Consider the following 24441-nt stretch of genomic DNA (forward strand, 5'->3'; position numbering starts at 1 on the left):
CGGGTCGGACTCCAGCGGGTCGTGGGCGGGCGGGGCACGGCGCGTACCGGCTGCGCGGTGGCGAGGCGCCGGTGCGGCGTGACCCGGTCGAGGAGGTCGCCGAGGCGGTCCGGCGGGTGGTGGCCGAGCATCCCGGGCTGGCCGTGACGCTGCGCGTGGAGCTGGGCGAGCAGGCGTACCCGCTGCGGGTCTCCTGGTCCGGCACGGCGGTGACGGTGGGCCCGGCGGCGCCGCCCGCGCCGCCGCCGGCATGGCCCATGTCGGTGAAGACGGTGCCCGCGCCCGGCCACGACCCGCTGGAGTCCGACCCGGCGGCCCGGCTGGCCGAGATGATCCGGCGCGACCCATCGCTGCTGGACGACCCGGGTACGCGCTGACCGGCACCCGATGATCGGGGCGGCTACTGTCGGCGGGTGGCCGAACCCGACCTGACCCTGACCGCGACGCTGCGGCCGGCCGCGCTCGACGCCCGGCGCGGCGTGGTGCGCCTGCATCCCGAGGTGCTCACCGCGTTGGCGCTGCGCCCCGGCGACCCGGTACGCCTGACCGGCCGCCGGGTCACCGCCGGCATCGCGGCCGCCGCCGAGCCGAGCACCAGCGGCGCCCTGCTGCACGCCGACGACCTGCTGCTGGGCAACCTCGGCCTGCGGGCCGGCGGCCAGGTCACGGTGAGCCCGCTGCCCGCGACCCCGGCACGCCGGCTCACCCTGTCCGGCCCGGCAGCGGTGGTCGCCGCGGTCCCGCCGGAGATGCTGCGGCTCGCGCTGCTGGGCAAGGTGGTCACCGCCGGGGACGACGTCTCGCTGCTGCCGCAGGACGTGCTGCCGGACGCCGCCGTGCGCGGCCTGATCGAGGCCGCGCGGCGCAGTCTGGCCAGTTCCGTCGGGTACGCCTGGACGAGCACGCTGCTCACCGTCGTGTCGGCCGAACCGGCGGTCGGCGCGCTCGTCACCATGGACACGGTCGTGGGCTGGGAACACGGCGCCGCCACCCGCGGCTCCGGCCCGGCGTCCTCGGCCTCCACCGTGCGAATCTCCGCCCCCGCCGCCCCGGCCGGGACGGAACCCGAAGCGGACCTGCTCGGCCCGGAGGACGCGCCCGACGTGGACGAGCTGCCCGGCCTGCGCGCCCAGGCCGAGGAGCTGACCGAACTGCTGGACCTGGGCTTCCACCACCGCGAGGTGCTGGGCCGGCTCGGCACCACCGTCTCGCTCGGCGTGCTGGTGGAGGGTCCGGCCGGCTCGGGCAAGTCCGCGCTGGTGCGTGCCGTGGCCGCCCGGGTCGGCGCGGGCGTCCGGCCGCTGTGGGCACCGGAACTGGCCGCGCTCAGCAACGACGCGGCGGCCCGCCGGCTGCGCGAGGCGGCCTCGGCGGTACGCGCCGGTGGTCCCGCCGTGCTGCTGGTCACCGACGTGGAGTCGATCGCCCCGGCCGACGAGCCGGGCCCGCTGGCCACCGTGTTCCGGCAGGTGGTCGCCGAGACGCTGCGAGCAGGCGGCGCTGTGGTGTGCACCAGCGGGCGCCCCGAGGCGGTCGACCCGGCGCTGCGCGGCCCGGACCTGCTCGCGCTGCGGATCACCGTGCCGCTGCCCGACGCGGCGCTGCGCCGGGAGCAGTTGACGGTGCTGACCCGCGAGGTGCCGCTCGCAGGTGACGTCCGGCTGGACGAGGTGGCCGCCCGTACCCCCGGGTTCGTCGCGGCGGACCTGGCGGCGCTGGTACGCGAGGCCGGCGTGCGCGCGGCGCTGCGGCAGAAGACGGTGGAGACGCCGACGGTGGCGATGGCCGACTTCGCCGCCGCGCTGGAGGTGGCCCGGCCGACCACGATGTCCGCGTCCACGCTGGAGCTGGCGTCGGTGACGCTGGACGACGTGGGCGGGCTGCACGAGGTCAAGCAGACGCTCACCGAGTCGGTGCTCTGGCCGCTCACCTATCCGGACACGTTCGCCCGGCTGGGCGTGACACCGCCGCGCGGCGTGCTGCTCTACGGTCCGCCCGGCTGCGGCAAGACCTATCTGGTGACCGCGCTGGCCGGTACCGGGCGGGCGAACGTGCTGTCGGTGAAGGGCGCGGAGCTGCTCTCGAAGTGGGTGGGTGAGAGCGAGCGGGCGGTCCGGGAGCTGTTCCGCCGCGCCCGCCAGGCCGCGCCCACGCTCGTCTTCCTCGACGAGGTGGACGCGCTGGCCCCGGTACGCGGGCAGGCCACCGACGGCGGTACCACCGACCGGGTGGTGGCGGCGCTGCTGACCGAGCTGGACGGCGTGGAGGCGCTGCGCAACGTGGTGGTGGTCGGCGCGACCAACCGTCCCGAGCTGGTCGACCCGGCGCTGCTGCGTCCGGGCCGGCTGGAACGGCTGGTCTACGTGCCGCCGCCGGACGGTCCGGCCCGCGCGGAGATCCTCCGCGCGTCCGCCCGGGACGTCCCGCTCGCGCCGGACGTGGACCTCGACGCGCTCGGCGCCGAGCTGGACGGCTTCTCCGCCGCCGACTGCGCCGCGCTGATCCGGGAGGCGGCGCTGGCCGCCATGCGGGAGTCGCTGGAGGCGAGCACCGTGACCGCCGCGCACGTCGAGGCGGCCCGGACCCGCGTCCGTCCCTCCCTGGACCCGGTGCAGCTCGCGCACCTGGAGTCGTACGCCACCGGCCGGTCCTGACGAACCGGCCCGCCGCCGGTCAGCTCTCGCCGCGGCGGCGGGCGGCCGGGCGGCGGGGACGCTCCGGGACGCGGCGGCGCCGCTCGGGTTCGCGCTGCCCGCGTGCCGGACGGCGGGAGCGCTCCGGCGCGGTCAGGACCGGCTCGTCGGCGTACTCGTCGTCGTCGAAGTCCTCGCCCTCGTCGTAGGCGGCGTACTCGTCGTCCTCCGGCCCGGCGTCGCCCCGCTCCTCCCGGAGCGCGGTCTCGTGGTCCTTGACGACCTGGGAGTCCTCGATCTCGCCGCGCCAGCCCTCGACGGAGTCCGGGTCGAGCACGGTCTCGGTCATCACGTGCCGGACGAAGTGCTTCAGCTCCAACCGCACGCGGCGGCCCTGGGCCCGCCACAGGTTGCCGGTGTGCTCGAAGAAGCCCTGCGGGTGGTACTCCAGCACCACCAGGATCTTCGTCAGTTCCGGGCCGACCTCGTGGAAGCTGACCGTGCCGTCGACGGAGCCCTTCTCGCCCTTGGACCGCCAGTGGATCAGCCGGTCCGGGATCTGCCGGACGATCGTCGACTCCCAGGTGCGGTGCGACCAGAGGACCTGCGCCTTCCAGGTCATCTTCTCGTCGGCGTCGCAGTCGGCCTGCTCGACCTTCTTCATGAAGCTCGGGAAGTCGCCGAACGTCGTCCACTGGTTGTAGGCGACCCGGACCGGCACGCCGACCTCGATGGTCTCGACGATGTTGGTGACCTTGAGCTTCTTGCCCCCGCCCTTGCCGCCCTTGCCACCCTTGCCGCCGCCGAACACCGACATCACCTTCTCCTTACCGCCGGCCAGGCCGGCATGGAACATCGCCTTCAGCGGGGAGTCGCCGTCCGCGAGCTTCTGCGCGCCGGTGGCCGCAGCGACCAGGCCCGGCCCGCCGCCCTGCTTGGCGTACTCACTGAGCCGACCGGTGGCGCCGGTGACCCGCTCGGTGACCGCCTCCACGGCCCGCTCCCCGATCGCGGAGGCGAGATTGCGCAGTTCGCCACCGATCTGGTCGCGGGCCCGGTCGGCCAGGCTGCTCGTCGCCACGGCTCACCGCCCCCGATCGGCTCGGGCCGGCACCGGCGCGCCGGGCTGGTCGTCCAGCTCCTGCTCCTCGTCGGGCGCGGAGCGCTCGCCCTTCGGCGCGGAGCGCTCGCCCTTCGGCGCGGAGCGCGACCCGTCCGGCGCGGAGCGCTCGGCATCCGGCCGGCCCGCGCCACTCTTGCGGCGCAACGCGTCGGCACCGCCGCGCAGTCGTCCGCCGATGGCGTCGATGCCGTTGCCGGCGGCTGCGGTCGCGGCCGCCCGCCCGGCCGCCACCAGCGGCGGGCCCAGCCCACCAAGGTTGCGCAGCTGCGGGTTCGCGGACATCAGGTCCGCGCCGAGCTGCTTCAGACCGCCTGGGCGCCGGCTGGCCCGCCCGGCGGCGACCGCCGCGGCGAGCGTCAGCGCGGTACGCATCTTCTTCCGGCGACCCAGCAGATAGCCGAAACCGACTGCCAACGCCACCCGTGATCCGCTTTTCATCCGCTCTCCTTCGCGCTCTCCGGGAGGCGGACATCGCGTCCCGGAGAGGCGGGCAGTACCCGCCACTCCATCGGCAAAACATTTCCGCAGGAGCGCGAAACCACCCATTAAGGCGGTACTGAGCAGGAGAAACGTAAACGGTGAGCGAGGAGCCTCAGCGGATCGGAAGTGCCGAATCCAGGCTCATCCGGGCGTGCAGGCTTCCGTCTTCCTCACGCAATTCCGCACCGCATTTACGCAGCACCGAGATCGCACCCGCATTGTCCAGAGTGGTTTTCGCGACCACTGTGTGCATCCCGGCCGCCGCGGCGGCGTTCAGCAACTGCCGCAGCGCGGCGGCGCCCAGGCCCCGGCCCCGTGCCGACCGGCCCAGCCACATGCCGGTCTCCACCGTCCCCGGCTCGTCCCGGCGGGTCATCCGCACCATGCCGACCACCTCACCGCCGGAGACGATCGCGTACATGGCCGTGCGGGTCGGGCCGTTCAGCCCGCCGAGGCTGGCACGGTGGAACTCGCGGAACGCGTCGCGGCGGGCCAGCGACCAGCCCGCGGGGGCGTCCACCGGAGGCATCACGTCCTCCGGCTCCGCCTCGGCCGCCGCTACGGAGAGCAACGGTTCCAGGTTCCGTTCGTCCACCGGCTCCAGCCGTACAGCACCCGTCACGTCGCGCAGTCTGCCGCGCGTGGTCCGGGTCGTCCACCCCTTTGGGGAGGGATTGCCGCTATGGCCGACCGCCTCGTCCGGTCGTACCCCCGGGGTGTTCCCGCCTCACGCTGCGTTGTCATCCGACCGGTCGTTCCGGCGTGAGCGTGGTCACGCCGAGGGGTCGAACTCGCAGAGCACGGCCGAGGCGTCGTCGGTGCGCTTGTGCCGCCGCAGCCGGTCCGGGTGGTCCCGCTCGGCCGCGCGGACCCGGCCGATCAGCCCTTCCGGGCCCTCCACCGCCAGCACCTCCAGCAGCCCGGCCCAGTCGAACAGGCCGAACTGGTCGACCGCGCAGGAGGCGCCGTCGCTGAGCAGCGCGGCCCGGCGCAGCGCCCCCGGACCGCGCAGCGGAAGCGTCCCGGTCAGCGCGTGGTACGCCGCGTCCGGGTCGCTCGCCGCCGCCCAGTAGCCGTGGGTGCGGTTCATCCGGGTCCGCTGCACAGTCGTCGCGCGCCGGAACCGGGTCACCGGGTCGGTCTCGCCGTCCGGCAGCGCGGCGGCGCTGCGGCGCAGGTCCGCCACCGCGTCCGCCAGCCGGTCGTCGGTCACCACCTCGATCCCGCGGTCGGTGTCGAGCACCAGCGGGCTGTCGCAGAGCACCAGGTAGTCGACCCGGTCACCGCTGTGCCGCAGCAGGCAGACCGTGGACGACGGGGTGCCGGGATGGTCGAGGTCGCACGTCCCGCCGTGGTCGGCCCGTACCGCGAGGATCGCCGCCGCGAGGCTGCTCATCAGCGTGGCCGCGGGGCGGGCCGCGATCGCCAGGCCGATCCGGGCGGCCAGGTGCCGGACGTACCAGGCGGGACCGTGCGTGCAGCCGGTGTCGAAGCCCTCGGGCACCGTCGCGCCGTCGAGGACGCCGACGAGCGGGCCGAACCGGAAGACCACGTCCTCGTTCTCCGACCGCCCGGGCGCCGGGTCGGAGGCGGAACGCACCCGCATCACCGGCGCCTCCGCGACCGGGCGGGCCGGCCTGCTGCCGATCGCGTACCGGCGGTCTGGTGCCCCCATCGTCGGCCTCCGTTCGTCGTCGCCGGCCGCCTACCCGGCCCGCGCCCGGTCATCCGCGGCCGACCCGATCGAGGTAACCGTGCGTCATCTTCGCTGGACCTTCGGTAGCGTCGGACGCGACCGGGTCGGTCCCGGTGACAGGGGGTTCGAGATGTTGGAGCGGTTGCACGAAGGCGGCATCCGGGCGGAGCACGCCTACCTCGCCGGGTTCGTCAGCATCGGCCTCTCGGTCACCAGCTGGTTCCTCTCCAAGCACATGGAGCGCGCCGGGGTGGCGCGGGCGGACCGCTGGGGCATCTTCATCGGCGAGTGGGCGCCGACGTTCTTCGCCATCGGCAACGGGCTGCGCACGTACGAGAGGTGACGCCGGTCAGCGGCGCCGGTTACGGGCACGCGACGAGCGCAGCCGGCGCAGCCGGCCGATCAGCACCGGCTCGGCGGCGAGTGCGGCCGGCTGGTCGAGCAGGGCGTTGAGCAGCTGGTAGTAGCGGGTGGCGGAGAGCCCGAACGTGTCCCGGATGGCCTGCTCCTTGGCGCCGGCGTGCTTCCACCACTGCGCCTCGAACGCGAGGATCCGCCGCTCCCGCTCGGTGAGGCCGTCGCCCGGCGCGCCGGACGGCGCCGGGGCGGACGCCGTACCACCGGACGGGGCGACGTCGTCGAGGGACGTGCTGTCGTCGGCGGGCGCGGACCGGTCCGGCGGCGTGGACTCGACCGGGGGCGCGGTGCGTGGCGGCGGGACGGCACCCGCCTGGCGCGTGCCCGCTGTCGGCCCCGACGGGTCGGGCCGGTCGACGGCGGCCCGCTGCGAGGCGTCGGCGGACATGGCGCTCCTCTCCGACGGCGGGTGACCGGCACGCGGAGCGCGCCGGCCGGGGGAGCCCCAGCGTAACCAGGGCCGCCCCCGGCCGCATCGGACGCGGGGTCCGCACCGCCGGGGGGAGCCGGCGGCGCGGACCAGGTCAGGCGATGTCCCGCCGCCGCATCGTCCAGAACGCGGCCACGAGCGCGCCCACCAGGGCCACGCCGAACACCACCGCCGACTGCTGCCAGGTGACCATGTACGTGGCCGGCTCGCAGGCGCCCTGGGAGAACTGGCAGGTGTCGTAGTCGAACAGCTCCGCCTGCTTCAGGAACCACGACTGGGCGTACGTGGAGAGCACGTACCGGTCACCGAACTGGACGCCGAGCACGGCGACCGCGATCCGGATGGCGATCTCGCTCACCGCGAAGATCCCCACCGCCGCACCGAGGGCCATCGCCGTGTGCCGGCCCAGCGAGGCCAGCGCGAACCCGATCGCCGCCACGAGCAGCGTCATGCCCAGCGCGCGCAGCCCGTCCAGCCCGATCGACTGCCACACTCCGGCGGTCATCTTCGCGGTGCTGCCGCGCTGGCTGGCGATCAGCCAGAACGCCGCCGTCCAGAGCGCGCCGAGCACCACGGTCAGGCCGAAAACCGTGGTGAGCAGGGCGGCCAGCTTCGTACCCAGCACGGTGAGCCGTTTCGGCCGCCAGAGCAGCAGGTTCATCATCCCGCCGGTGTTCCACTCGGCGCCCACGAAGGAGGCGCCGACGATGAAGCCGAACAGCGCCACGGAGGCGGCGAACACGGCGATGAACAGGGGGAACTCGGCCCGGAAGTCGAACTGGTACGGCAGGTACCACTTCGCCTCGAACATGTCGGGCTGTGGCTGGTAGTCCTTGCCGCAGTTCGGGCCGTACCGTTCCTCGGTCTTCTCGCCGCGCGCCTGGGCCGCCTCACACTCGGCGATGGTGCGCTTCCACTCCGTCATCGCGGTCTGGTAGTCGTTGTTCGCCTTGGCCTCGGCCTCGGCCACCGCGGCGGGCGACAGCTTCTCGCTGGAGAAGCTGAACGCGGTCGCGACTGTGGCCAGGCCGACCACCAGCAGCACGAGCATCAGCCGGGTCACCCGGCGCTTGCCGAGCCGGCGCAGCTCGGTGACGAACAGGCTCATGCGCCCCAACCTCCTGCGGTGCCGGTCTGGTCGACCTTGGCGGACTGATCGACCTGACGGTGCTGGCCGGGGACCGGCGCGGTGGCGGTCAGTTCGAGGAAGACGCTCTCCAGGTCGACCGCGACCGGGGTGAGCTCGCTGACGTAGAGGCCCTGCTCGGCGAGGAGCCGGCTGACGGTGGCCGGCTTGTCCACGCCGGACAGCACCAGGTGGTCGGGCTCGGTGGCGACACGGACCCCGGCGCGGGTGAGCGCGTCGGCGGCCTGGGGCAGGTCGCTGACCGCCTCCAGGCGGACCCGCACGGAGGCCTGGGAGTGGGCCGCGAGCACCTGCTCGACCGGCCCGAACGCGACCCGGCGGCCGAGCGAGATGATGGTGACCGAGTCGCAGATGAGCTGGATCTCGCCCAGGATGTGGCTGGAGAGCACCACTGTCATGCCGTTCTCGGACAGGTCCCGCATCAGCCCGCGCATCTCCCGGATGCCGCCCGGGTCGAGGCCGTTCGCCGGCTCGTCGAGGATCAGCAGCTTGGGGTTCTTGAGCAGCGCGGAGGCCACAGCGAGGCGCTGCTTCATGCCGAGCGAGTAGGTCTTCACCCGCTCGCCGGCCCGGTCGCGCAGCCCGACCAGCTCCAGCACCTCGTCCACGCGCTGCTTGGGCAGTTCACCGGCCTGGGCCAGCAGGCCCAGCGTGTCCCGCGCGGAGAAGTGCGGGAAGAACTGCGGACTCTCCACGATGGCGCCGACCTGCCCGGCGACCGCCGGCAGGGCGTGCGGCAGCTCCTGGCCGAGGATGGCCATCCGGCCGCCGTTGGGCCGGATCAGGCCGAGCAGCGTACGCAGCGTGGTGGTCTTGCCCGAGCCGTTCGGGCCGAGGAAGCCGTGCACCTGGCCGGCCTCGACTCGCATGTCGAAGCCGTCGAGCGCGTGGCGGACCCCGCGTTTCCGGCTCCGGTACGTCTTGCGGAGACCTTCGATCTCCAGGACAGCCGACACAGCTGACCTCCCCCGATAAGTAGGCGTCAGCGACACCATACGCGGTATGCACCCGAAGGCAATACCCGGTATGCAGTGTCGGCGTGTCGGGTGAGGTCAGGCGCAGACGACGTGCACGCCCGCGTCGCGGAACGCCGCCACCACGTCGGGGGACGCGCCGGAGTCGGTCACCAGCGTCTCGACCCGGTCCACCGGGCAGATCCGGGCGAACGCGTGCCCGCCGAGCTTGGAGGAGTCAGCTATCACGACGACCCGCTTGGCCCGCGCGACCATGAGGCTGTTCATGGCCGCCTCGCCCTCGTGGTGGGCGGCGGCGCCGAGCTGCGGGTCGATCGCGTCCACGCCGAGCAGCGCGACGTCCAGCGTGACCTCGCGCAGCAGCGCCCCGCCGAGCGGGCCGACCAGCTCGAACGACTTCGGCCGGACCACGCCGCCGGCCACCACCACCTTCATCCGCGAGCGCACCAGCAGCTCGTTGGCGATGTTCAGCGCGTTGGTGACCACCGTGAGCTGTGCGCCCTCAGCGCTCGTGTTGAGATCGGGGCGGACCGCGAGCGCCCGCGCCACCTCGGTGCTCGTGGTGCCGCCGTTGAGACCGACGACGGTGCCCGGCGACACGAGCGCGGCGGCCGCCGCGCCGATCCGCTGCTTCTCGGCCGAGTGCTTCGCGGTCTTGTAGCGCAGCGGCAGGTCGTAGGAGACGCCGTTGGCGACCGCGCCACCCCGGGTACGGGTGATCATCTGCTGCTGGGCGAGCTGGTCGAAGTCGCGGCGGATGGTGGCCTGGGAGACGTCGAGCCGCTCGGCCGCCTCCTCGACGGTGACCCGACCGCTGTCGGTCAGCATCTCCAGCAGCGCGTTCCAGCGCGCGTAGCGGTCCACCGCGGGGCCCTCCCCAGACTGTGCGTGAACGGTGATCGGTTGCGTGCACACTAGTGCGCGAAACTGGGTCCGCGCAAAACCCTGCGCTGCGCGAACTGGGAGACGGTTGCCACGACCACCCCACTTCGCGCAGAATGACGCGCGAAAGGCGGCCGTATCGCGCCGTATTGCGCAAGGTCTCCCCGGCGAGGAGTTGTCATGGCGTACGTGCACGCGGAGATCGCGAGCCAGCCCGACTGCTGGCGGGAGGCGGCGCGACTCGCCCCGACCGTCGCCGCGCACCTGCCGCGCCCCGGCGAGCGGGTCGCCGTGGTCGGTTGCGGCACGTCGTGGTTCATGGCCACGGCGTACGCCGGGCTGCGCGAGGCCGCCGGCCAGGGCGAGACCGACGCGTTCCAGGCCAGCGAGTTCCCGGCCGGCCGCCGGTACGACCGGCTCATCGCGATCACCCGCTCCGGCACCACCACCGAGGTGCTCGACCTGCTCACCGCGCTGCGCGGGCGGATCCCCACCACGGTCCTGGTCGGCGACCCGGACTCGGCCGCCGTCACGCTCGCCGACGCCACAGTCGCGCTGCCCTTCGCCGACGAGCGGTCGGTGGTGCAGACCCGCTTCGCCACCACCGCGCTCGCGCTGCTGCGTGCCCACCTCGGCGAGGACCTCGGCCGCCTGGCCGCCGACGCCGAGGTGGCCGTACGCGCCCCGCTGCCGATCGACCCGGCCGGCATCGAGCAGGTCACCTTCCTCGGCCGCGGCTGGACCGTCGGGCTGGCCCAGGAGGCCGCGCTGAAGTGCCGCGAGGCGGCCACGTTCTGGGCCGAGGCGTACCCGGCCATGGACTACCGGCACGGCCCGATCTCGGTCGCCGCGCCCGGCCGGCTGGTCTGGGCGCTCGGCGAGATCCCGGACGGCCTGCCCGAGGACGTGGCCGCGACCGGCGCCGCGTTCGTGCACAGCCGCACGCACGGCTGGCGCACGGTGCTGACGAGCTGGTCGGCCGGCCGCAACCCGGTCGACCCGATGGCCGACCTGATCCTGGCCCAGCGCTTCGCGGTCGCGCTCGCCACGAGCCGCGGCCTCGACCCGGACGCGCCCCGGCACCTGACTCGGTCCGTGGTACTGGCGTGAGCCGCGGCGACGAGGTCGTCGTCGCGCTGGACGTGGGCGGCACCGGGATGAAGTGCGCCCTGGTCCGGCCGGACGGCACGACCGTGCACACCGAACGGCACGCCACCGACGCCCGGCGCGGCCCGGAGGCAGTGGTAGGCACGATCCTCGACGTGGCCGAAGGGCTGGCCGGCAAGGCCCGCGCCGACGGCCGTACGCCGGTCGCCTGCGGCATCGCCGTACCCGGTGTGGTCGACGAGGCGCGCGGCGTGGCGGTCTGGTCGGCGAACGTGGGCTTCCGGGACGTACCCCTGCGGGAGCTGGCGGGCACGCGGCTGGGACTGCCCGCGGCGCTCGGGCACGACGTGCGTGCCGGCGGCCTGGCCGAGGCGCGGCTCGGGGCCGGGCGGGACGCCGGCCACGTCCTGTTCGTCGCGATCGGCACCGGCATCGCCGCCTCACACGTGGTCGACGGGTCGGCCGCCACCGGCGCGCACGGCGCAGCCGGGGAGATCGGCCACATCCTGGTACGTCCCGGCGGCCCGCGCTGCGGGTGCGGGCGGACCGGCTGCCTGGAGGCGGTGTCGTCGGCCTCGGCGATCGGGCGCCGGTACGCCGAGCTGTCCGGCGCGCCCACCACCGCCGCCGAGGTGGCCGACCGGGCGGCCGCCGGTGAACCGCTCGCCGTGGAGGTGTGGCAGGAGGCGGTCGAGGCGCTCGCCGACGGACTCGCCACCGGGCAGGCGCTCTACGATGTGTCGACGGTGGTGCTCGGCGGCGGGCTGGCCCAGGCCGGTCCCCGGCTGTTCGACCCGCTGCGGACGGCGTTGCGCGAGCGGCTGACGTTCCACCGCGAGCCGCGCCTGGTCGCGGCCGACCTCGGTGACGAGGCCGGCTGCCTGGGCGCCGCCCTGCTGGCCCTGGACACCCTGGCGAAGGAGAGTCGATGACCCGGCGCGTGACCGGCAAGGTGGTGACCCCGACCGGCGTCATCCGGCAGGGTTGCGTGGAGATCGCGGACGGGCGGATCACCGCTGTCGCCGAGTATCCGTCGGTGCGTGACGGGCACTGGATCGTGCCGGGCTTCGTGGACATGCACACCCACGGCGGCGGCGGGCACACGTTCACCACGGGCGACCCGGAGTCGGCGCGGCAGGCCGCCGCGTTCCACACCGGGCACGGCACCACCACGCTGCTGGCGAGTCTGGTGAGTTCCCCGTTCGAGCTGATGCGCGACGCCACCGCCGCCTACCGCCCGCTGGTGGAGTCCGGAGTGCTCGCCGGCGTCCACTTCGAGGGCCCGTACCTGTCCGCCGACCGCTGCGGCGCGCAGAATCCGGAGTTCCTGCGCGACCCGTCGACCGCCGAGCTGACCGAGCTGATCGAGCTGGGCGGCGGCGCCGTCCGCATGGTCACCATCGCTCCCGAGCGGGACGGCGCCACCAAGGCGATCGAGCTGCTGGTGTCGCACGGCGTGGTCGCGGCGGTCGGGCACACCGACGCCACCTGGGAGCAGACCCGGGCGGCGGTGGCCGCGGGCGCGAGCGTCGGCACCCACCTGTTCAACGGGATGCGCCCGGTGCACCACCGCGAGCCCGGCCCGGTGGTGGCGCTGCTGGAGGCCCCGAACGTGGTGTGCGAGCTGGTCGCCGACGGGGTGCACCTGCACGACGGCATGCTCGGCTTCGCCACCTCGGTGGCCGGCCCGGAGCGGACCGCGCTGATCACCGACGCGATGGCCGCCGCCGGGATGCCCGACGGCGAGTACGAGCTGGGCGGCCAGGCGGTCACCGTGTCCGACGGGGAGGCCCGGCTCAGCCACAACGGCGCGATCGCCGGCAGCACGCTCACCATGGACGCGGCGCTGCGCCACGCGGTCGGCGCGGGCGTGGCCCTGCCGGACGCCTGCCGGATGGTCGCCACCACCCCGGCCCGCGCGATCGGTCTGGGCGACCGGGTGGGCGCGCTCATCGCCGGGCTGCGCGCCGACCTGGTGATGCTGGACGACGACCTGAACGTGGTACGGGTGATGCGCGGCGGCGACTGGGTGGAGTGATCCGCCCGGGGGTCAGACCGTTGGCACCTCGACGCCGAGCACCGCCTGCTCGTCCGGGCGGTGCACCAGCACGTCGGCCAGGTACGACTGCACCGCCCGGCGCATTCCGACGTCCCGCCCGGCCTGCTCGGAGAGCAGCCACTTGTGCTCGATGATCTGGGCGAACAGCTCCTGCGGCTCCAGCTTGCGGCGCAGGTGCGCGGGCACCGCCCGGACCACCGGCTCGAAGACCTCGGTCAGCCAGCGGTGCGCCGCCTGCTGCTCGTCGGTCAGGTCGCTCTCCAGCCGGTAGGCGTCCAGGTCGTTGAGGAGCTTGCGGGCCTGGTTCTCCTCCGCGTCCAGACCGGTCAGGCGCAGCAGCCGCCGGGTGTGGTAGCCGGCGTCGACCACCTTCGGCCGGACCAGGTAGCGCCCGTTGTCGACTGTCGACATGGCCACCTCGGCCACGTCGAAGCCCAGCTCGTTGAGGCGGCGGATGCGGCGCTCGATGTCGTGCCGGGCGGCGCGCTCGACCTGCTGCTCGTACGTGATCTCGTGCCAGAGCCGCTCGTAGCGCCGCACGACCTCCTCGCAGACCACCTCCGGGTCGATCGACTCGTGCAGCAGGCCGGCGGCCTGGAGGTCGAGCGCCTCGCCGAAGATGTTGACCCGGGCGATCTCCAGGTCCTCGCCGCGCTGGCCGTTGGACAGCGACGGGTACAGCGCACCGGTCTCGGCGTCGACCAGGTAGGCGGCGAACGCGCCCGCGTCCCGCCGGAACAGCGTGTTCGACAGCGAGCAGTCGCCCCAGAAGAATCCGGTCAGGTGCATCCGCACGATCAGCGCGGCCAGCGCGTCCAGCAGCCGGTTCATCGTCTCCGGGCGCAGCGTGTTGGAGAACAGCGCCCGGTAGGGCAGCGAGAACTGGAGGTGCCGGGTGATCAGCACCGGGTCCAGCGGCTCGCCGTCGTCGGTCTGCCGGTCGGCCACGATCGCGATGGCCTCGACCGACGGGAAGTCGATCCGCTCCAGCGCCCGCAGCAGGTCGTACTCGCGCTCGGCGACCCGCTCGCCGGTCTCCTTCACCGCGTAGACGTACCCGCCGAGCCGGACGAACCGCACGATGTGCCGGGAGATGCCCTGCGGCAGCGCCACCAGGTGCTCGGCAGGCCACTGCTCCAGCGGGGTCGACCAGGGGAGGTCGAGCAGCGCCGGGTCGACGAGGGCCGAGGTGATCCGCACGGCAACCAGTGTGACCGCTGACCCCCGCGCCGCGCTTCCCTTCGTGGCTGGGCACACAGCCGCCGATGCCCGCGCCGCCCGGCCGCCGCCCGCGGCCGGTAGCGTGGTCGCGTGCGTCAGACCTCGGGGGTACGCGGTGACCTGCGGCTGCGGCCGGTCCGGCCGGCCGGGTGGTGGTTCGACGGGCTGCTGCTCGCGGCGGTGGTGGCGCTGACCGTCGCGCTCGCCTCCGGTCACCTGTTCGGCCTCGACCGGGCGGTCGCCGACTGGTCCGACGACAACCGCCCGACGGCTGCCCGCTGGGTGGCGATGACACTGAACCTGCTCGGCCAGGGCACCCCGCTGACGCTGCTCGCGGCCGGGCTGGGCGTGCTGCTGGCGCTGCGGCTGCGCTCGGTGCGGCCGCTGCTGCCGCCGGTGGCCGGGTTCGTGCTCACGTTCTTCACGATCGGCCCGCTGAAGGTGTGGACGGCCCGTCCGGCGCCGAGCGCCTCGGTCAAGGAGCCGTTCCTGTCGCCCGACCAGACGCTGCCGCTGTTCCAGCACGACCTGCCGGTACGGTTCGCGCAGTCGTACCCGTCCGGGCACGTCGCCAACGCGATCGTCTGGTACGGCGTGCTGGCGCTGCTGCTGGCCCCGCTCGTGCGCACGTTCGGCCGGACCGCGCCGCCCCGGCTGGTCACAGTGGTCCGGGTGGTGCCCCCGGCGGTGGTCTTCTGCACCACCGTCTACCTGGGCTGGCACTGGCTGACCGACTCGGTCGCCGGGCTGCTGCTCGGCCTGCTGCTGGACCGCCTGCTGCGCCGGGTGCCCTGGAACAACCTGCCGCTGCCGGCGCGGCTGGGCGGCTGGGCCCGGCCGGCGGAGCATCTCGGCTAGCAGTCCGCCTCTTGTCTCGGCGCATCCACGCCGGTATACATTTAGCAACCTTAATAGTTAAGTTTGTTAAATGTAGGAGGTGCGCGTGCTGGCGAGACGAATCAGCCGCTGGCTGTCGGCCGGCGCCGCCGGTCTGCTGACCGCGATGATGGCGGTGGTCGTGGCCGCCCCGGACGCCCGCTCGGCCGCCGCCGACGACGAGGCGTGCCGGCCCGACGGGCTCCACCGCACGACGGGAGTGTCGGTGCCCTACTGCACCGTCTACGACACCGCCGGCCGGGAGAAGATGGGCGCCGACCACACCCGCCGGATCATCGGCTACTTCACCAGTTGGCGGACCGGCCGCAACGGCGCTCCCGCCTACCTGGTCAACCAGATCCCGTGGCAGAAGGTCACCCACATCAACTACGCGTTCGCGCACGTCGACGGCAACAACAAGATCTCCGTCGGCAACCCGGCCGCCCCGAACAACCCGGCCACGAACATGACCTGGCCCGGCGTGGCCGGTGCCGAGATGGACCCGGCCCTGCCGTACACCGGGCACTTCAACCTGCTCAACAAGTACAAGAAGCAGAACCCCGGAGTCCGTACGCTGATCAGCGTCGGCGGCTGGGCCGAGACCGGCGGCTTCATCGACGACAGCGGCAACCGCATCGACTCCGGCGGCTTCTACCGGATGACCACCACCGGCACCAACACGGTGAACACCGCCGGCATCGACACGTTCGCCGACTCGGTGGTGACGTTCCTGCGCACGTACGGCTTCGACGGGGTGGACATCGACTACGAGTACCCCACCTCCAACAACAAGGCCGGCAACCCGCTCGACTTCGCCCAGGCCGACGCCAAGCGGGCCGGTCTCAACGCCTCGTACCAGGTCCTGATGCGCACGCTGCGGGAGAAGCTCGACCGGGCCGCCGCCACCGACGGCAGGCACTACCTGCTCACCGTGGCCGCGCCCGCGTCCGGCTGGCTGCTGCGCGGGATGGAGTCCTACCAGGCGTTGCAGTACCTCGACTACGTCAACGCGATGTCCTACGACCTGCACGGCGCGTGGAACCACTTCGTCGGGCCGAACGCGGCGCTCTACGACAACGGCGACGACGCCGAGCTGGCCGCCGGCGGCGTGTACGGCGCGTACTCCGGCATCGGCTACCTGAACACCGACTGGGCGTACCACTACTTCCGGGGTGCGCTGCCCAGCGGCCGGGTGAACATCGGCGTCCCCTACTACACCCGGGGCTGGCAGGGCGTCACCGGCGGCACCAACGGCCTGTGGGGACGGGCGGCGCTGCCCGACCAGACCAAGTGTCCGGCCGGCACCGGCGGCTCGATCGGCTCCACCACCCCCTGCGGCAACGGCGCGGTCGGCATCGACAACCTCTGGCACGACCTCGACGCCGCCGGCAACGAGGTGCCCGGCGGCGCCAACCCGATGTGGCACGCGAAGAACCTCCAGGCCGGCATCACCGGCGACTACCTGGCCGGATACGGCCTCACCCCGGCCACCGACCCGGCCGACCGGATCAGCGGCAGCTATGCCCGTAACTACTCGGCCGCGCTGGTCGCGCCCTGGCTGTGGAACGCGGAGAAGAAGGTCTTCCTCTCCACCGAGGACGACCAGTCGCTGGCTGCCAAGGCCGACTACGTCGCGGCCAAGGGCCTCGGCGGCGTGATGATCTGGGAACTCGCCGGCGACTACGCCTACGACTCCGCCAAGGGCCAGTACGGCATGGGCGACACGCTGACCACGCTGCTCTACGACCGGCTGAAGGCCGCACCGGCGTACGGCGCCCGCAAGGCGGGCATCACCATGCCCACCCGGACGCTGGACGTGGCGGTCGGCATGGGCGGCTTCGCGCTCGGCGACAACAACTACCCGATCAACCCCGAGCTGCGGCTGACCAACAACACCGGCGCGCCGATCCCGGCCGGCGCGCACCTGGAGTTCGACTATCCCACCACCACCCCGGCCACGCTCAGCCAGCAGTCCGGCTGGGCGCTCACCACTGTCACGACCGGCCACACCGGCAGCAACGTGGGCGGCCTGAAGGGCGACCACAACCGGGTACGCCTCACCGTACCGACCGCGATAGCGCCCGGCTCGTACGCCGAGGTGACGCTCAACTATCAGCTCCCGATCTCCGGTCCGGCCAACTTCACGCTCGCCTTCGGCGGCCAGACGTACGCGCTGGCCGGGGACTGGGCACGTGGTGGCGAGGTGGTCACGCCGTCGCCCAGCCCGAGCGGTTCCGCCCCGCCCGGCGGGGGCACCTGCACCGCGCCGGCCTGGTCGGCGGCCACCGCGTACTCCGGCGGTGCAACCGTCTCGCACGCCGGACGGACCTGGAGCGCGAAGTGGTGGACCCAGGGCGAGACGCCGGGCAGCGCCGCGGTCTGGGCCGACCAGGGCGCCTGCACGGGCTCCCCGACGCCGACCGCCTCCCCGACGCCCACCGGCTCGCCGTCACCCACCGGTGGTGCGTGCGCCGCGCCGGCCTGGGCCGCGGGCACCGCGTACCCCGGAGGCGCCGTGGTGTCCTACGGCGGACACCGGTGGACCTCCCGGTGGTGGACCCAGGGAGACGTGCCGGGGACCAACAGCCAGGGCGTGTGGACCGACAACGGGCCCTGCTGAACCCGATCCCGGTGCCGCCGGCAGAATCCTGCCGGCGGCACCGGCCGTTCACCCCGGGCGCCTGGGACGCCGGTGTGGAAGGCCGGCACGGCGCTCAGCCGGCCGGGCGGATCTCCACGATGCTGATCCGGGTCCGGGTGCTGTAGGTCAGCCTGCGGCGGTGGTCGTCGTCCTCGGGCCGCACCGCCACCTGGATGCGGATCCGGGTGCCCTTCGGCAGCTCGACCCGTTCGTCCGGCGTACTCACCACGAACACCCCGCCGGTGGTCTCCGGGTCGATCGACACGCGCTCCTGCCGCAGCAACGGGGTGTCGTTCTCCGCGTCCCCGGGCCGGGTGTACTCGGCGCGTATCCGGACCAGGTCGTCACGCCGCAGACCGCGCAGGTCGACTGTCGCCTGGACGCTGACCAGCCCGGTCTCCGGCACGGTCCAGTGGTACAGGCCGGTGGCCCAGCGGATGGCGTGGAACCGGTCGGTGGTGTCGAGCGTGTCGCCCGCGTGCGCGGTGCTGTGGAAGGTGGCGATCACGTCCCGTTTCGTGGTCGTGGACGTCTTCTCGCCGATCATCGTCGCGAAGTCGCCGGCGGTGCCGCGGAACGCGTCCGCGTCACAGGTGTGCTGGCGGCCGATGATCGCCGAGTCGGTGAACTGCCAGATGCGCGGCGTCTCCGCCGGCTTGCCGTACCGGGTCCAGCCCGGGCCGGAGTCCCCGCCGGCCCGCGCGTACGCGGCCTTGAAGTCCTCGGCCACCCGGTACGGGTAGTCGGCGTTCCAGCGCGGGAGGTCGCCCAGGTCGTCGTCGCCGTACTGGCCGCGCGAGGCGTACATCACCGCCACCTTGCCGGTGCGTTCCTCCAGTTCCCGGCCCACGTCGACGCCGATGTGCGGGGGCACGTCGTCGGTCGGCCAGCGCTCCAGGTCGATCTGCCAGAAGAACCCGTCGTACGTGCGCCACCAGGGGGTGTGCTTGTCGGCGTAGTCGACGGCGGTGGCGGCCTGGTCCTCGATGGAGACGTCGGAGTGCACCACCACGTACATGCCCAGGAACGGGATGCCCGCGTCCTTGGCCGCGGTGAGCATCACCCCGTAGTACTGGCTGTGGAACGTGCCGTCGCGCGACTGTTCCGTGCCCTTGTAGGTCATGAAGTCGATGCCCGCGGCCCGGGCGTCCCGGATCCGGTCGGCGGTCAACCCCCGGTCGACGTCGTAGTCACTCGCGTCCCAGCCGAACAGCGTCATGTGCGGTACCTCCCGCGATCGCGGTGAAGTGGTTCCCGGAACTGCCGGAGCCGATTCGAGGGCACCTTTGCCCGATCGACGCGGAAAGAATCTGATCATCGCCATCGGACAACCGGCACGGAAGAATTTGTAAACCGCGCCTGACCTGCGTAAACGACTCTACAGAGAACGTCGACAATCGACCACCGCTGAGCGCGGATTATTTACGCAAATCATTCTCGTCAATTTGCAGCTCGCGGGCACCTGCCGTTCACCCGAGCGCTTTAGGCTGCCGGTGTGGAACAGCTGGCACGGCGACTCGGCGTACCCGACGCGGTCGTCATCGGTCTCGGCTCGATGCTCGGCGCGGGCGTCTTCGTGGTCTTCGCCCCGGCTGCGGCGGCGGCCGGCGGCACCGGCCTGCTCGTCGCGCTGGCGGTGGCCGGTTTCATCGCCTACTGCAACGCCACCAGCTCGGCCCGGCTCGCCGCCCGCTACCCCGAGTCCGGCGGCACCTACGTCTACGGCCGGGAACGCCTGCACCCGTTCGCCGGTTTCCTGGCCGGCTGGGGGTTCGTGGTCGGCAAGACCGCGAGCTGCGCGGCCATGGCGCTGACCGTCGGGGCGTACCTGTGGCCGGGGCGGGCGCGGCTCGTCGCGGTCCTCGCCGTGGTGGCGGTGACGGCGGTGAACCTGCGCGGGATCGGCAAGACCGCCACCGCCACCCGGGTCCTCGTCGCGGTGGTGCTCACGGTGCTCGCCGTGGTCGCGGTGACCGGCGCGCCGCAGGTCGCCGCCGACCGGCTCACCGCACCGGCGGGGATCGGCGCGGGCGGCGTGCTGACCGCCGCCGGCCTGCTGTTCTTCGCCTTCGCCGGGTACGCGCGGATCGCCACGCTGGGCGAGGAGGTACGCGACCCGGAGCGCACCGTCCCCCGGGCGGTGCCGCTGGCGCTCGGCGCGGTGCTGGCGATCTACCTGACGCTGGCGGTGGTCGCGCTCGGCGTGCTCGGCGCCGACCGGCTGGCGTCCACGGACGCGCCGCTGGTCGAGGTGGTGACCGCCGCCGGGCACCCGGGGCTGGCCTGGCTGGTCCGGGCCGGTGCGGCAGTCGCGGTGACCGGGGTACTGCTCTCGCTGGTGGCGGGCGTCGGCCGGACCACGCTGGCGATGGCCCGCCGCCGGGACCTGCCGGGCGCGCTGGCAGCGGTCCACCCGCGCCACCGGGTGCCGCACCGCGCCGAACTGGCGGTGGCCGTCGTGGTGATCGTCGTGGTGACGGTGGGCGATATCCGGGGCGCGATCGGCTTCTCCAGCTGCACGGTGCTGGTCTACTACGCGATCACCAACGCGTCGGCGCTCACGCTCGGCCCGGACCCGGACCGGCACGTCCCGGTACGGCTGCTCGCCGCGCTGGGCCTGGTCGGCTGCCTGGTGCTCGCGGTCAACCTGCCGCTGCCGAGCGTGCTCGCCGGGTTCGGCGTGCTCGCCCTCGGCGCGCTCGGGTACGCCGTCCGCAGGCGTCGGCCGGCCTGACCGATCCGACGCGCCCGGTCAATCCTGCGGGCGGCGCGCGGCCGGCGGGCCGGTGGGTGCCGGCGGCGGCGCGGGCGTGGTCTCCCGGAGCAGCGCGGTCAGCCCTGCCCGCCGGGCCACCACCGTCAGCCGGTCACCGGCCTGGATCACCATGCGCGGGTCGGCCGACCAGTCGGCCTTCTGGTTCGGGCGGGTGTACGCGAGCAGGCGTACCTCGCCGGGCCGGGCCACCGCGCTCAGCGGACTCCCGTCCAGCGGCGAACCGGCCACCACCGGCACCTCGGTGACCAGCAGCGCGTGCCGGTCGACCGGGATGGTGGCGATCACCGCGCGGTCGAGCAGCGCCGCCGCGAACGCCGGCGCGGCCAGATAGGACACGCTGCGCGAGATGCCGATGCCGAACGCCTGCTGGATCCGCTCGGCGAAGTCGCCGTCGAACAGCCGCAGCACCACGCGCAGGTCCGGGTCGAGGGACCGGGCGATCAGCGCGGCCCGCAGGTTCGTCCCGTCGTCGGTGGAGACCACCACGAGCGCCTGGCAGGTGTCCACCGAGGCGGACCGGAGCGTCTCCTCCCGGCCCGCGTCGCCCACGATCAGCGGCACGCCCAGCCGGTGCGCCAGCGCGGCGCCGCGCGCGTCCGGGTTCTTGTCGATCGCCACCACCTCGACGCCGAAGTCGTGCAACTGGGCCATCACCCGGGTGCCGATGTTGCCCAGCCCGACCATCACCACGTGCCCCGAGCGGTCCGGCTGGACCCGGCCCGCGTGCAGGGCCAGCCGGGCGTTGACGATGCCGTCGACCACCGCGGCCGTGATCAGCGGGATCAGCGCCAGCCCGGCCAGGTTGAGCACCACCTGCATCACCTGGGCGGCGACCGGCTTGTTGACGTCCGGGTCCTGGCCGGTGAGCGTGGTGACCAGCGTCAGGTAGACCGCCTCGCTCCAGCTCACGTCGGCGGCCCGGGCGTTGAGCCAGCCCAGCGCCGCGATCACCCCGAGCAGCACCAGCACCGCGATGCCGATCTTGCGGGTGGCGAAGTGGCGGACCGCGCGCAGCAGGACGGCGACCGGCTGCCGGCGCCGCCGCGCCCGTACCAGCCGCCGTGCGGCGACCTCGGTGCCCGCCGGCCGCCCGGTCGCCTCGGCCAGCACCACGTCGGCCGCCGCCTCGTCGGCGGGCAGCACCCGGACCAGGTCCGGATCCGTGGTGACGGCCAGGCCGCAGACCACGTCCTGCGGGCGTACGTCGTCTCGGCGGGCCACGTAGAGCGTGCGCCCGGCGTGCCGGAAGTGGGTCGGCGCCACCTCGCCAAGCGCGGCGGCCACGAAGGCGGGCGCGGCCATCGAGGCGTCGGACAGCACCGCCGAGTCGGGGAAGAGCTGCCGCAGCCCGTCCGCCAGGTTGGTGTTGAACATCCGCACCACCAGGCGCAGCCGCGACTCGACCTCCTGGGCGCACAGCGCGGCGTGCATGTTGCCCACGTCGTCCTGGTGCAGCAGCGCCAGCCCGGCCGCCCCGGCCAGCCCGGCCCGGCGGAACGCGGCCTCGTCCAGCCGCTCCGCCGTGACCACCCGTACCCCCGGCACGTCCCGCCCGTCGGGGCCCTCGGACCGGCGGCGGCCCGGCACCACGAGCGTGACCCGCACCTGGCCGTCGGCGCTGTCGGTGGCGAGCAGCGACCGGACCACCCAGTAGGCGAGCGGATCGGAGCCGCAGACCACGTAGTGGGGGCGTTCGTCACCGTTCATCCGGAGCCGCCAGCCGGTCGCGCGGCGCGCGCGGTCGCGCAGTGGCTCGGCCATGTCCGGATCGTAGTCAGCCGCTCGCGATGTGCGCAGCCCCGGCGATCATGAACGCATGGCGGGCCCGGGTCCGGGTAGAGCACCGGCATGCAGACGTTCCTGCCGTATCCGGACTTCCTGGCCAGCGCGCGCACGCTGGACCAGAAGCGGCTGGGCAAGCAGCGCGTGGAGGCGATCCAGGTGCTGCGCGGGCTGACCCGGCCGGACTACGGCTGGCGCAACCACCCCGCGGTGAAGATGTGGGCCGGGTACGAGGAGGCGCTGACCCGGTACGGGCTGGACATGTGCGCGGTGTGGTGCGAGCCGGGCCGGGCCGACACCTGCGCCGGCACGCTCGCCACCGATCTCGCGACTGCATGCGGCATCTCGGTGATCCGCACCCAGGACGAACTGGCCGCCGCCGGTGAGCTGCCGCCCTGGCTGGGCCGCGACGACCTGCACCGCAGCCACCGGTCGTCGCTGCTGCGCAAGGACCCGGTCCACTATGCGCCGCTGTTCGGCGATGTCTCCCCCGACCTGGAGTACGTCTGGCCGCCGTCGGACCGCCCGCGCCGCTGCCTGCCGTGAACGCCCCGCCGACGCGTACCCAGCGGGTTGCCGCCCCGACCGGCAGACTGTGAGCACCGCCGACTGGAGGATGCCCCGTGGGTCTGTCGCAAGTGGTAGGTCGCCTGATCGGCGTACGCGAGCACGTGGTGGACCCGGGCGGCGGTGGCCCCGACCGCGTGCCGCGACCGGTCGCGGCGCTCGTGGTCGGCGGCGGCATCGCCGGCATGTCGGCGGCTGTGGTGCTGGCCGAGCGTGGGGTGGCCGTGACGGTGCTGGAGGCCGCGCCGCACCTCGGCGGACGGCTCGGCGCCTGGCCGGAGGAGTTGCCCGACGGCGTCCAGCGCAACGAGCACGGCTTCCACGCGTTCTTCCGGCAGTACTGGAACTGGCGGTCGATCCTGCGTCGGGTCGATCCGGAGCTGGGCTTTCTCAAGCCGATCCCGGGCTATCCGATCCTGTCCGAGCAGTGGCCGACCGAGGAGTTCGGCAAGCTGCCGCCCGCGCCCCCGGCGAACCTGCTGGCGCTGCTGCTGCGCAGCCCCAGCCTGCGCCTGGCGGACCTGCGGTCGATGGACCGGGACGCGGCGCTGCCGCTGCTCACCTACGACCCGGTACGCACCTACGAGGAGTTCGACGAGCGGACCGCCGACGAGCTGCTCACCTCGCTGCGGCTGCCGGACCGGGCGCGGGCCATGCTGTTCGAGGTCTTCTCGCACTCGTTCTTCAACCACGAGGCGGAGATGTCGGCCGCCGAGATGATCGCGCAGTTCCACTTCTACCTGCTCGGCAACCCGGAGGGGCTGGCGTTCGACTGCCCTGATCGGGACTACGGCACGGCGATCTGGGAGCCGCTGACCCGGTACGTGGAGAAGCACGGCGGCCGGGTGCTGACCGGCGCGGCGGCCGCCCGGCTGGACCGTACCCCGGACGGCTGGCGGGTCACCGGTGCCGACGGCGACGCCTGGGAGGCGCCGCACGTGGTGCTCGCGGTGGACCCGCCCGCGCTCGCCGCGCTCGTCGACGCCTCCCCCGGCCTGGCCGGGGCAGCGCCCGAGCTGGTGGCGCGGATGCCCGCGTTCGGCCGGCCCGGCCCGCCGTACGCGGTGGCCCGCTACTGGATGGACGGGGACGTCCGGGCCGACCGCGCGGTGTTCAGCGGCGTCTCCCGGCAGCCCACGCTGGACTCGGTGACGCTCTACCACCGGCTGGAGGACGAGCCCCGCCGCTGGGCCGAGCGGACCGGCGGCTCCGTGGTGGAGCTGCACGCGTACGCCTGCGAGCCGGACGTGCCGGCCGACGAGCTGGCCGCCCGGATGCTGCGGGAGCTGACCGCGCTCTGGCCGGAGGTGGCCGGCCTGCGGGTACGCGAGCTGCGCGCCCGGGTCGAGGCGCAGGCGCCCGCGTTCACGCCCGGCAGCCACGCGTGGCGTCCCGGGGTGGAGACCGACGCGCCCGGCCTCTACCTGGCCGGGGACGGCATCCGCACCGAGTTCCCGAGCGCGCTGATGGAACGGTCGGCGGCCACCGGGATCATCGCCGCGAACCACATCCTGCGGGTCGAGGGGGCGGCGACCGAGCCGGTCCGCTCGATCCGGCCGCGCGGGCTGCTGGCCGGGCGGGCCGCACCGAAACGGTCATAAGCGGCCAAAAACGCCTCTACGCTCGACTG

Annotated in this window: 22 protein-coding genes; 11 read left to right on the forward strand and 11 right to left on the reverse strand. The window is 73.7% G+C overall.

Annotation, left to right across the window (positions count from 1 at the left end):
* Nucleotides 1-377 (forward strand): hypothetical protein (locus EAD96_RS08420; RefSeq protein WP_121683883.1); only part of this gene is annotated, 377 nt, incomplete at its 5' end.
* A gap of 36 nt (nucleotides 378-413) precedes the next feature.
* Nucleotides 414-2654, forward strand: coding sequence for an AAA family ATPase (locus EAD96_RS08425; protein ID WP_121683846.1), 2241 nt, complete (start codon nucleotides 414-416; stop codon nucleotides 2652-2654).
* Nucleotides 2655-2673: 19 nt separating this feature from the next.
* Here EAD96_RS08425 and EAD96_RS08430 read toward each other — a convergent pair whose 3' ends face one another.
* The 4 genes from EAD96_RS08430 to EAD96_RS08445 all read right to left on the reverse strand — a co-directional run bounded on the left by EAD96_RS08430 (nucleotide 2674) and on the right by EAD96_RS08445 (nucleotide 5911).
* The gene (locus EAD96_RS08430; protein ID WP_121683847.1) at nucleotides 2674-3714 is read right to left on the reverse strand and encodes an SRPBCC family protein; all 1041 of its coding nucleotides are present in this window, start codon (nucleotides 3712-3714) and stop codon (nucleotides 2674-2676) included.
* A 3-nt stretch (nucleotides 3715-3717) separates the two neighbouring features.
* A complete protein-coding gene (locus EAD96_RS08435; RefSeq protein ID WP_121683848.1) occupies nucleotides 3718-4194 on the reverse strand; it encodes a hypothetical protein in 477 nt (158 codons plus the stop codon).
* 154 nt (nucleotides 4195-4348) lie between these two features.
* A complete protein-coding gene (locus EAD96_RS08440) occupies nucleotides 4349-4858 on the reverse strand; it encodes a GNAT family N-acetyltransferase (protein ID WP_158614781.1) in 510 nt (169 codons plus the stop codon).
* A gap of 150 nt (nucleotides 4859-5008) precedes the next feature.
* Nucleotides 5009-5911: a hypothetical protein gene (locus EAD96_RS08445; protein WP_121683850.1), complete on the reverse strand. Its 903-nt coding sequence runs from the start codon at nucleotides 5909-5911 to the stop codon at nucleotides 5009-5011.
* Nucleotides 5912-6062: 151 nt separating this feature from the next.
* On the opposite strand from EAD96_RS08445, the gene EAD96_RS08450 reads away from it, so the two are divergent.
* Nucleotides 6063-6275: a hypothetical protein gene (locus tag EAD96_RS08450; protein ID WP_120572870.1), complete on the forward strand. Its 213-nt coding sequence runs from the start codon at nucleotides 6063-6065 to the stop codon at nucleotides 6273-6275.
* 6 nt (nucleotides 6276-6281) lie between these two features.
* Here EAD96_RS08450 and EAD96_RS08455 read toward each other — a convergent pair whose 3' ends face one another.
* From EAD96_RS08455 to EAD96_RS08470, 4 genes are all read right to left on the reverse strand, one after another.
* Complete coding sequence (locus EAD96_RS08455; protein ID WP_120572869.1) at nucleotides 6282-6737, reverse strand: DUF3263 domain-containing protein; 456 nt, start codon at nucleotides 6735-6737, stop codon at nucleotides 6282-6284.
* Between the two features lie 136 nt (nucleotides 6738-6873).
* Entirely contained in the window at nucleotides 6874-7887 is a 1014-nt protein-coding gene (locus EAD96_RS08460; protein ID WP_121683851.1) for an ABC transporter permease subunit, read from the reverse strand.
* Nucleotides 7884-8882, reverse strand: coding sequence for an ATP-binding cassette domain-containing protein (locus EAD96_RS08465; RefSeq protein WP_120572867.1), 999 nt, complete (start codon nucleotides 8880-8882; stop codon nucleotides 7884-7886). Before EAD96_RS08465 ends, EAD96_RS08460 begins: the two co-directional genes overlap by 4 nt.
* A 96-nt stretch (nucleotides 8883-8978) precedes the next feature.
* The gene (locus EAD96_RS08470) at nucleotides 8979-9764 is read right to left on the reverse strand and encodes a DeoR/GlpR family DNA-binding transcription regulator (RefSeq protein ID WP_120572866.1); all 786 of its coding nucleotides are present in this window, start codon (nucleotides 9762-9764) and stop codon (nucleotides 8979-8981) included.
* A gap of 198 nt (nucleotides 9765-9962) precedes the next feature.
* Here EAD96_RS08470 and EAD96_RS08475 point away from each other — a divergent pair, with 198 nt between their 5' ends.
* Genes EAD96_RS08475 through nagA form a run of 3 tightly spaced genes read left to right on the forward strand, consistent with a single transcriptional unit; the run spans nucleotide 9963 to nucleotide 12927 of the window.
* Nucleotides 9963-10892 carry an SIS domain-containing protein gene (locus tag EAD96_RS08475; protein ID WP_121683852.1) on the forward strand — a complete coding sequence of 310 codons (930 nt, stop codon included), beginning with the start codon at nucleotides 9963-9965 and terminating at the stop codon, nucleotides 10890-10892.
* The gene (locus EAD96_RS08480; protein ID WP_121683853.1) at nucleotides 10889-11821 is read left to right on the forward strand and encodes an ROK family protein; all 933 of its coding nucleotides are present in this window, start codon (nucleotides 10889-10891) and stop codon (nucleotides 11819-11821) included. Before EAD96_RS08475 ends, EAD96_RS08480 begins: the two co-directional genes overlap by 4 nt.
* The gene (nagA, locus tag EAD96_RS08485) at nucleotides 11818-12927 is read left to right on the forward strand and encodes an N-acetylglucosamine-6-phosphate deacetylase (RefSeq protein ID WP_121683854.1); all 1110 of its coding nucleotides are present in this window, start codon (nucleotides 11818-11820) and stop codon (nucleotides 12925-12927) included. Before EAD96_RS08480 ends, nagA begins: the two co-directional genes overlap by 4 nt.
* A gap of 12 nt (nucleotides 12928-12939) precedes the next feature.
* Here the strand turns inward: nagA and EAD96_RS08490 are convergent, their stop codons facing one another.
* Nucleotides 12940-14148 (reverse strand): DUF4032 domain-containing protein, encoded by a 1209-nt coding sequence (locus tag EAD96_RS08490; protein ID WP_120572862.1) that lies wholly within the window; start codon nucleotides 14146-14148, stop codon nucleotides 12940-12942.
* 141 nt (nucleotides 14149-14289) lie between these two features.
* Here EAD96_RS08490 and EAD96_RS08495 point away from each other — a divergent pair, with 141 nt between their 5' ends.
* Both EAD96_RS08495 and EAD96_RS08500 read left to right on the forward strand, forming a co-directional pair.
* A complete protein-coding gene (locus tag EAD96_RS08495; RefSeq protein ID WP_199733102.1) occupies nucleotides 14290-15027 on the forward strand; it encodes a phosphatase PAP2 family protein in 738 nt (245 codons plus the stop codon).
* Nucleotides 15028-15112: 85 nt separating this feature from the next.
* The gene (locus EAD96_RS08500; RefSeq protein ID WP_121683884.1) at nucleotides 15113-17665 is read left to right on the forward strand and encodes a glycosyl hydrolase family 18 protein; all 2553 of its coding nucleotides are present in this window, start codon (nucleotides 15113-15115) and stop codon (nucleotides 17663-17665) included.
* A 94-nt stretch (nucleotides 17666-17759) separates the two neighbouring features.
* On the opposite strand, the gene EAD96_RS08505 is transcribed toward EAD96_RS08500, so the two are convergent.
* The gene (locus tag EAD96_RS08505) at nucleotides 17760-18905 is read right to left on the reverse strand and encodes a hypothetical protein (RefSeq protein ID WP_121683856.1); all 1146 of its coding nucleotides are present in this window, start codon (nucleotides 18903-18905) and stop codon (nucleotides 17760-17762) included.
* A gap of 276 nt (nucleotides 18906-19181) precedes the next feature.
* Between EAD96_RS08505 and EAD96_RS08510 the strand changes: the two genes are divergently transcribed.
* A complete protein-coding gene (locus EAD96_RS08510; protein ID WP_121683857.1) occupies nucleotides 19182-20420 on the forward strand; it encodes an APC family permease in 1239 nt (412 codons plus the stop codon).
* 18 nt (nucleotides 20421-20438) lie between these two features.
* Here EAD96_RS08510 and EAD96_RS08515 read toward each other — a convergent pair whose 3' ends face one another.
* Entirely contained in the window at nucleotides 20439-22169 is a 1731-nt protein-coding gene (locus EAD96_RS08515) for a TrkA family potassium uptake protein (RefSeq protein ID WP_121683885.1), read from the reverse strand.
* Between the two features lie 141 nt (nucleotides 22170-22310).
* On the opposite strand from EAD96_RS08515, the gene EAD96_RS08520 reads away from it, so the two are divergent.
* The gene (locus tag EAD96_RS08520; protein WP_121683858.1) at nucleotides 22311-22790 is read left to right on the forward strand and encodes an MSMEG_6728 family protein; all 480 of its coding nucleotides are present in this window, start codon (nucleotides 22311-22313) and stop codon (nucleotides 22788-22790) included.
* 77 nt (nucleotides 22791-22867) lie between these two features.
* Nucleotides 22868-24412 carry an FAD-dependent oxidoreductase gene (locus EAD96_RS08525; protein WP_121683859.1) on the forward strand — a complete coding sequence of 515 codons (1545 nt, stop codon included), beginning with the start codon at nucleotides 22868-22870 and terminating at the stop codon, nucleotides 24410-24412.
* Nucleotides 24413-24441 lie beyond the last annotated feature (29 nt).

It is taken from the genome of Micromonospora sp. BL1, assembly GCF_003667485.1.
Taxonomy (GTDB): Bacteria; Actinomycetota; Actinomycetes; order Mycobacteriales; family Micromonosporaceae; genus Micromonospora; species Micromonospora tulbaghiae.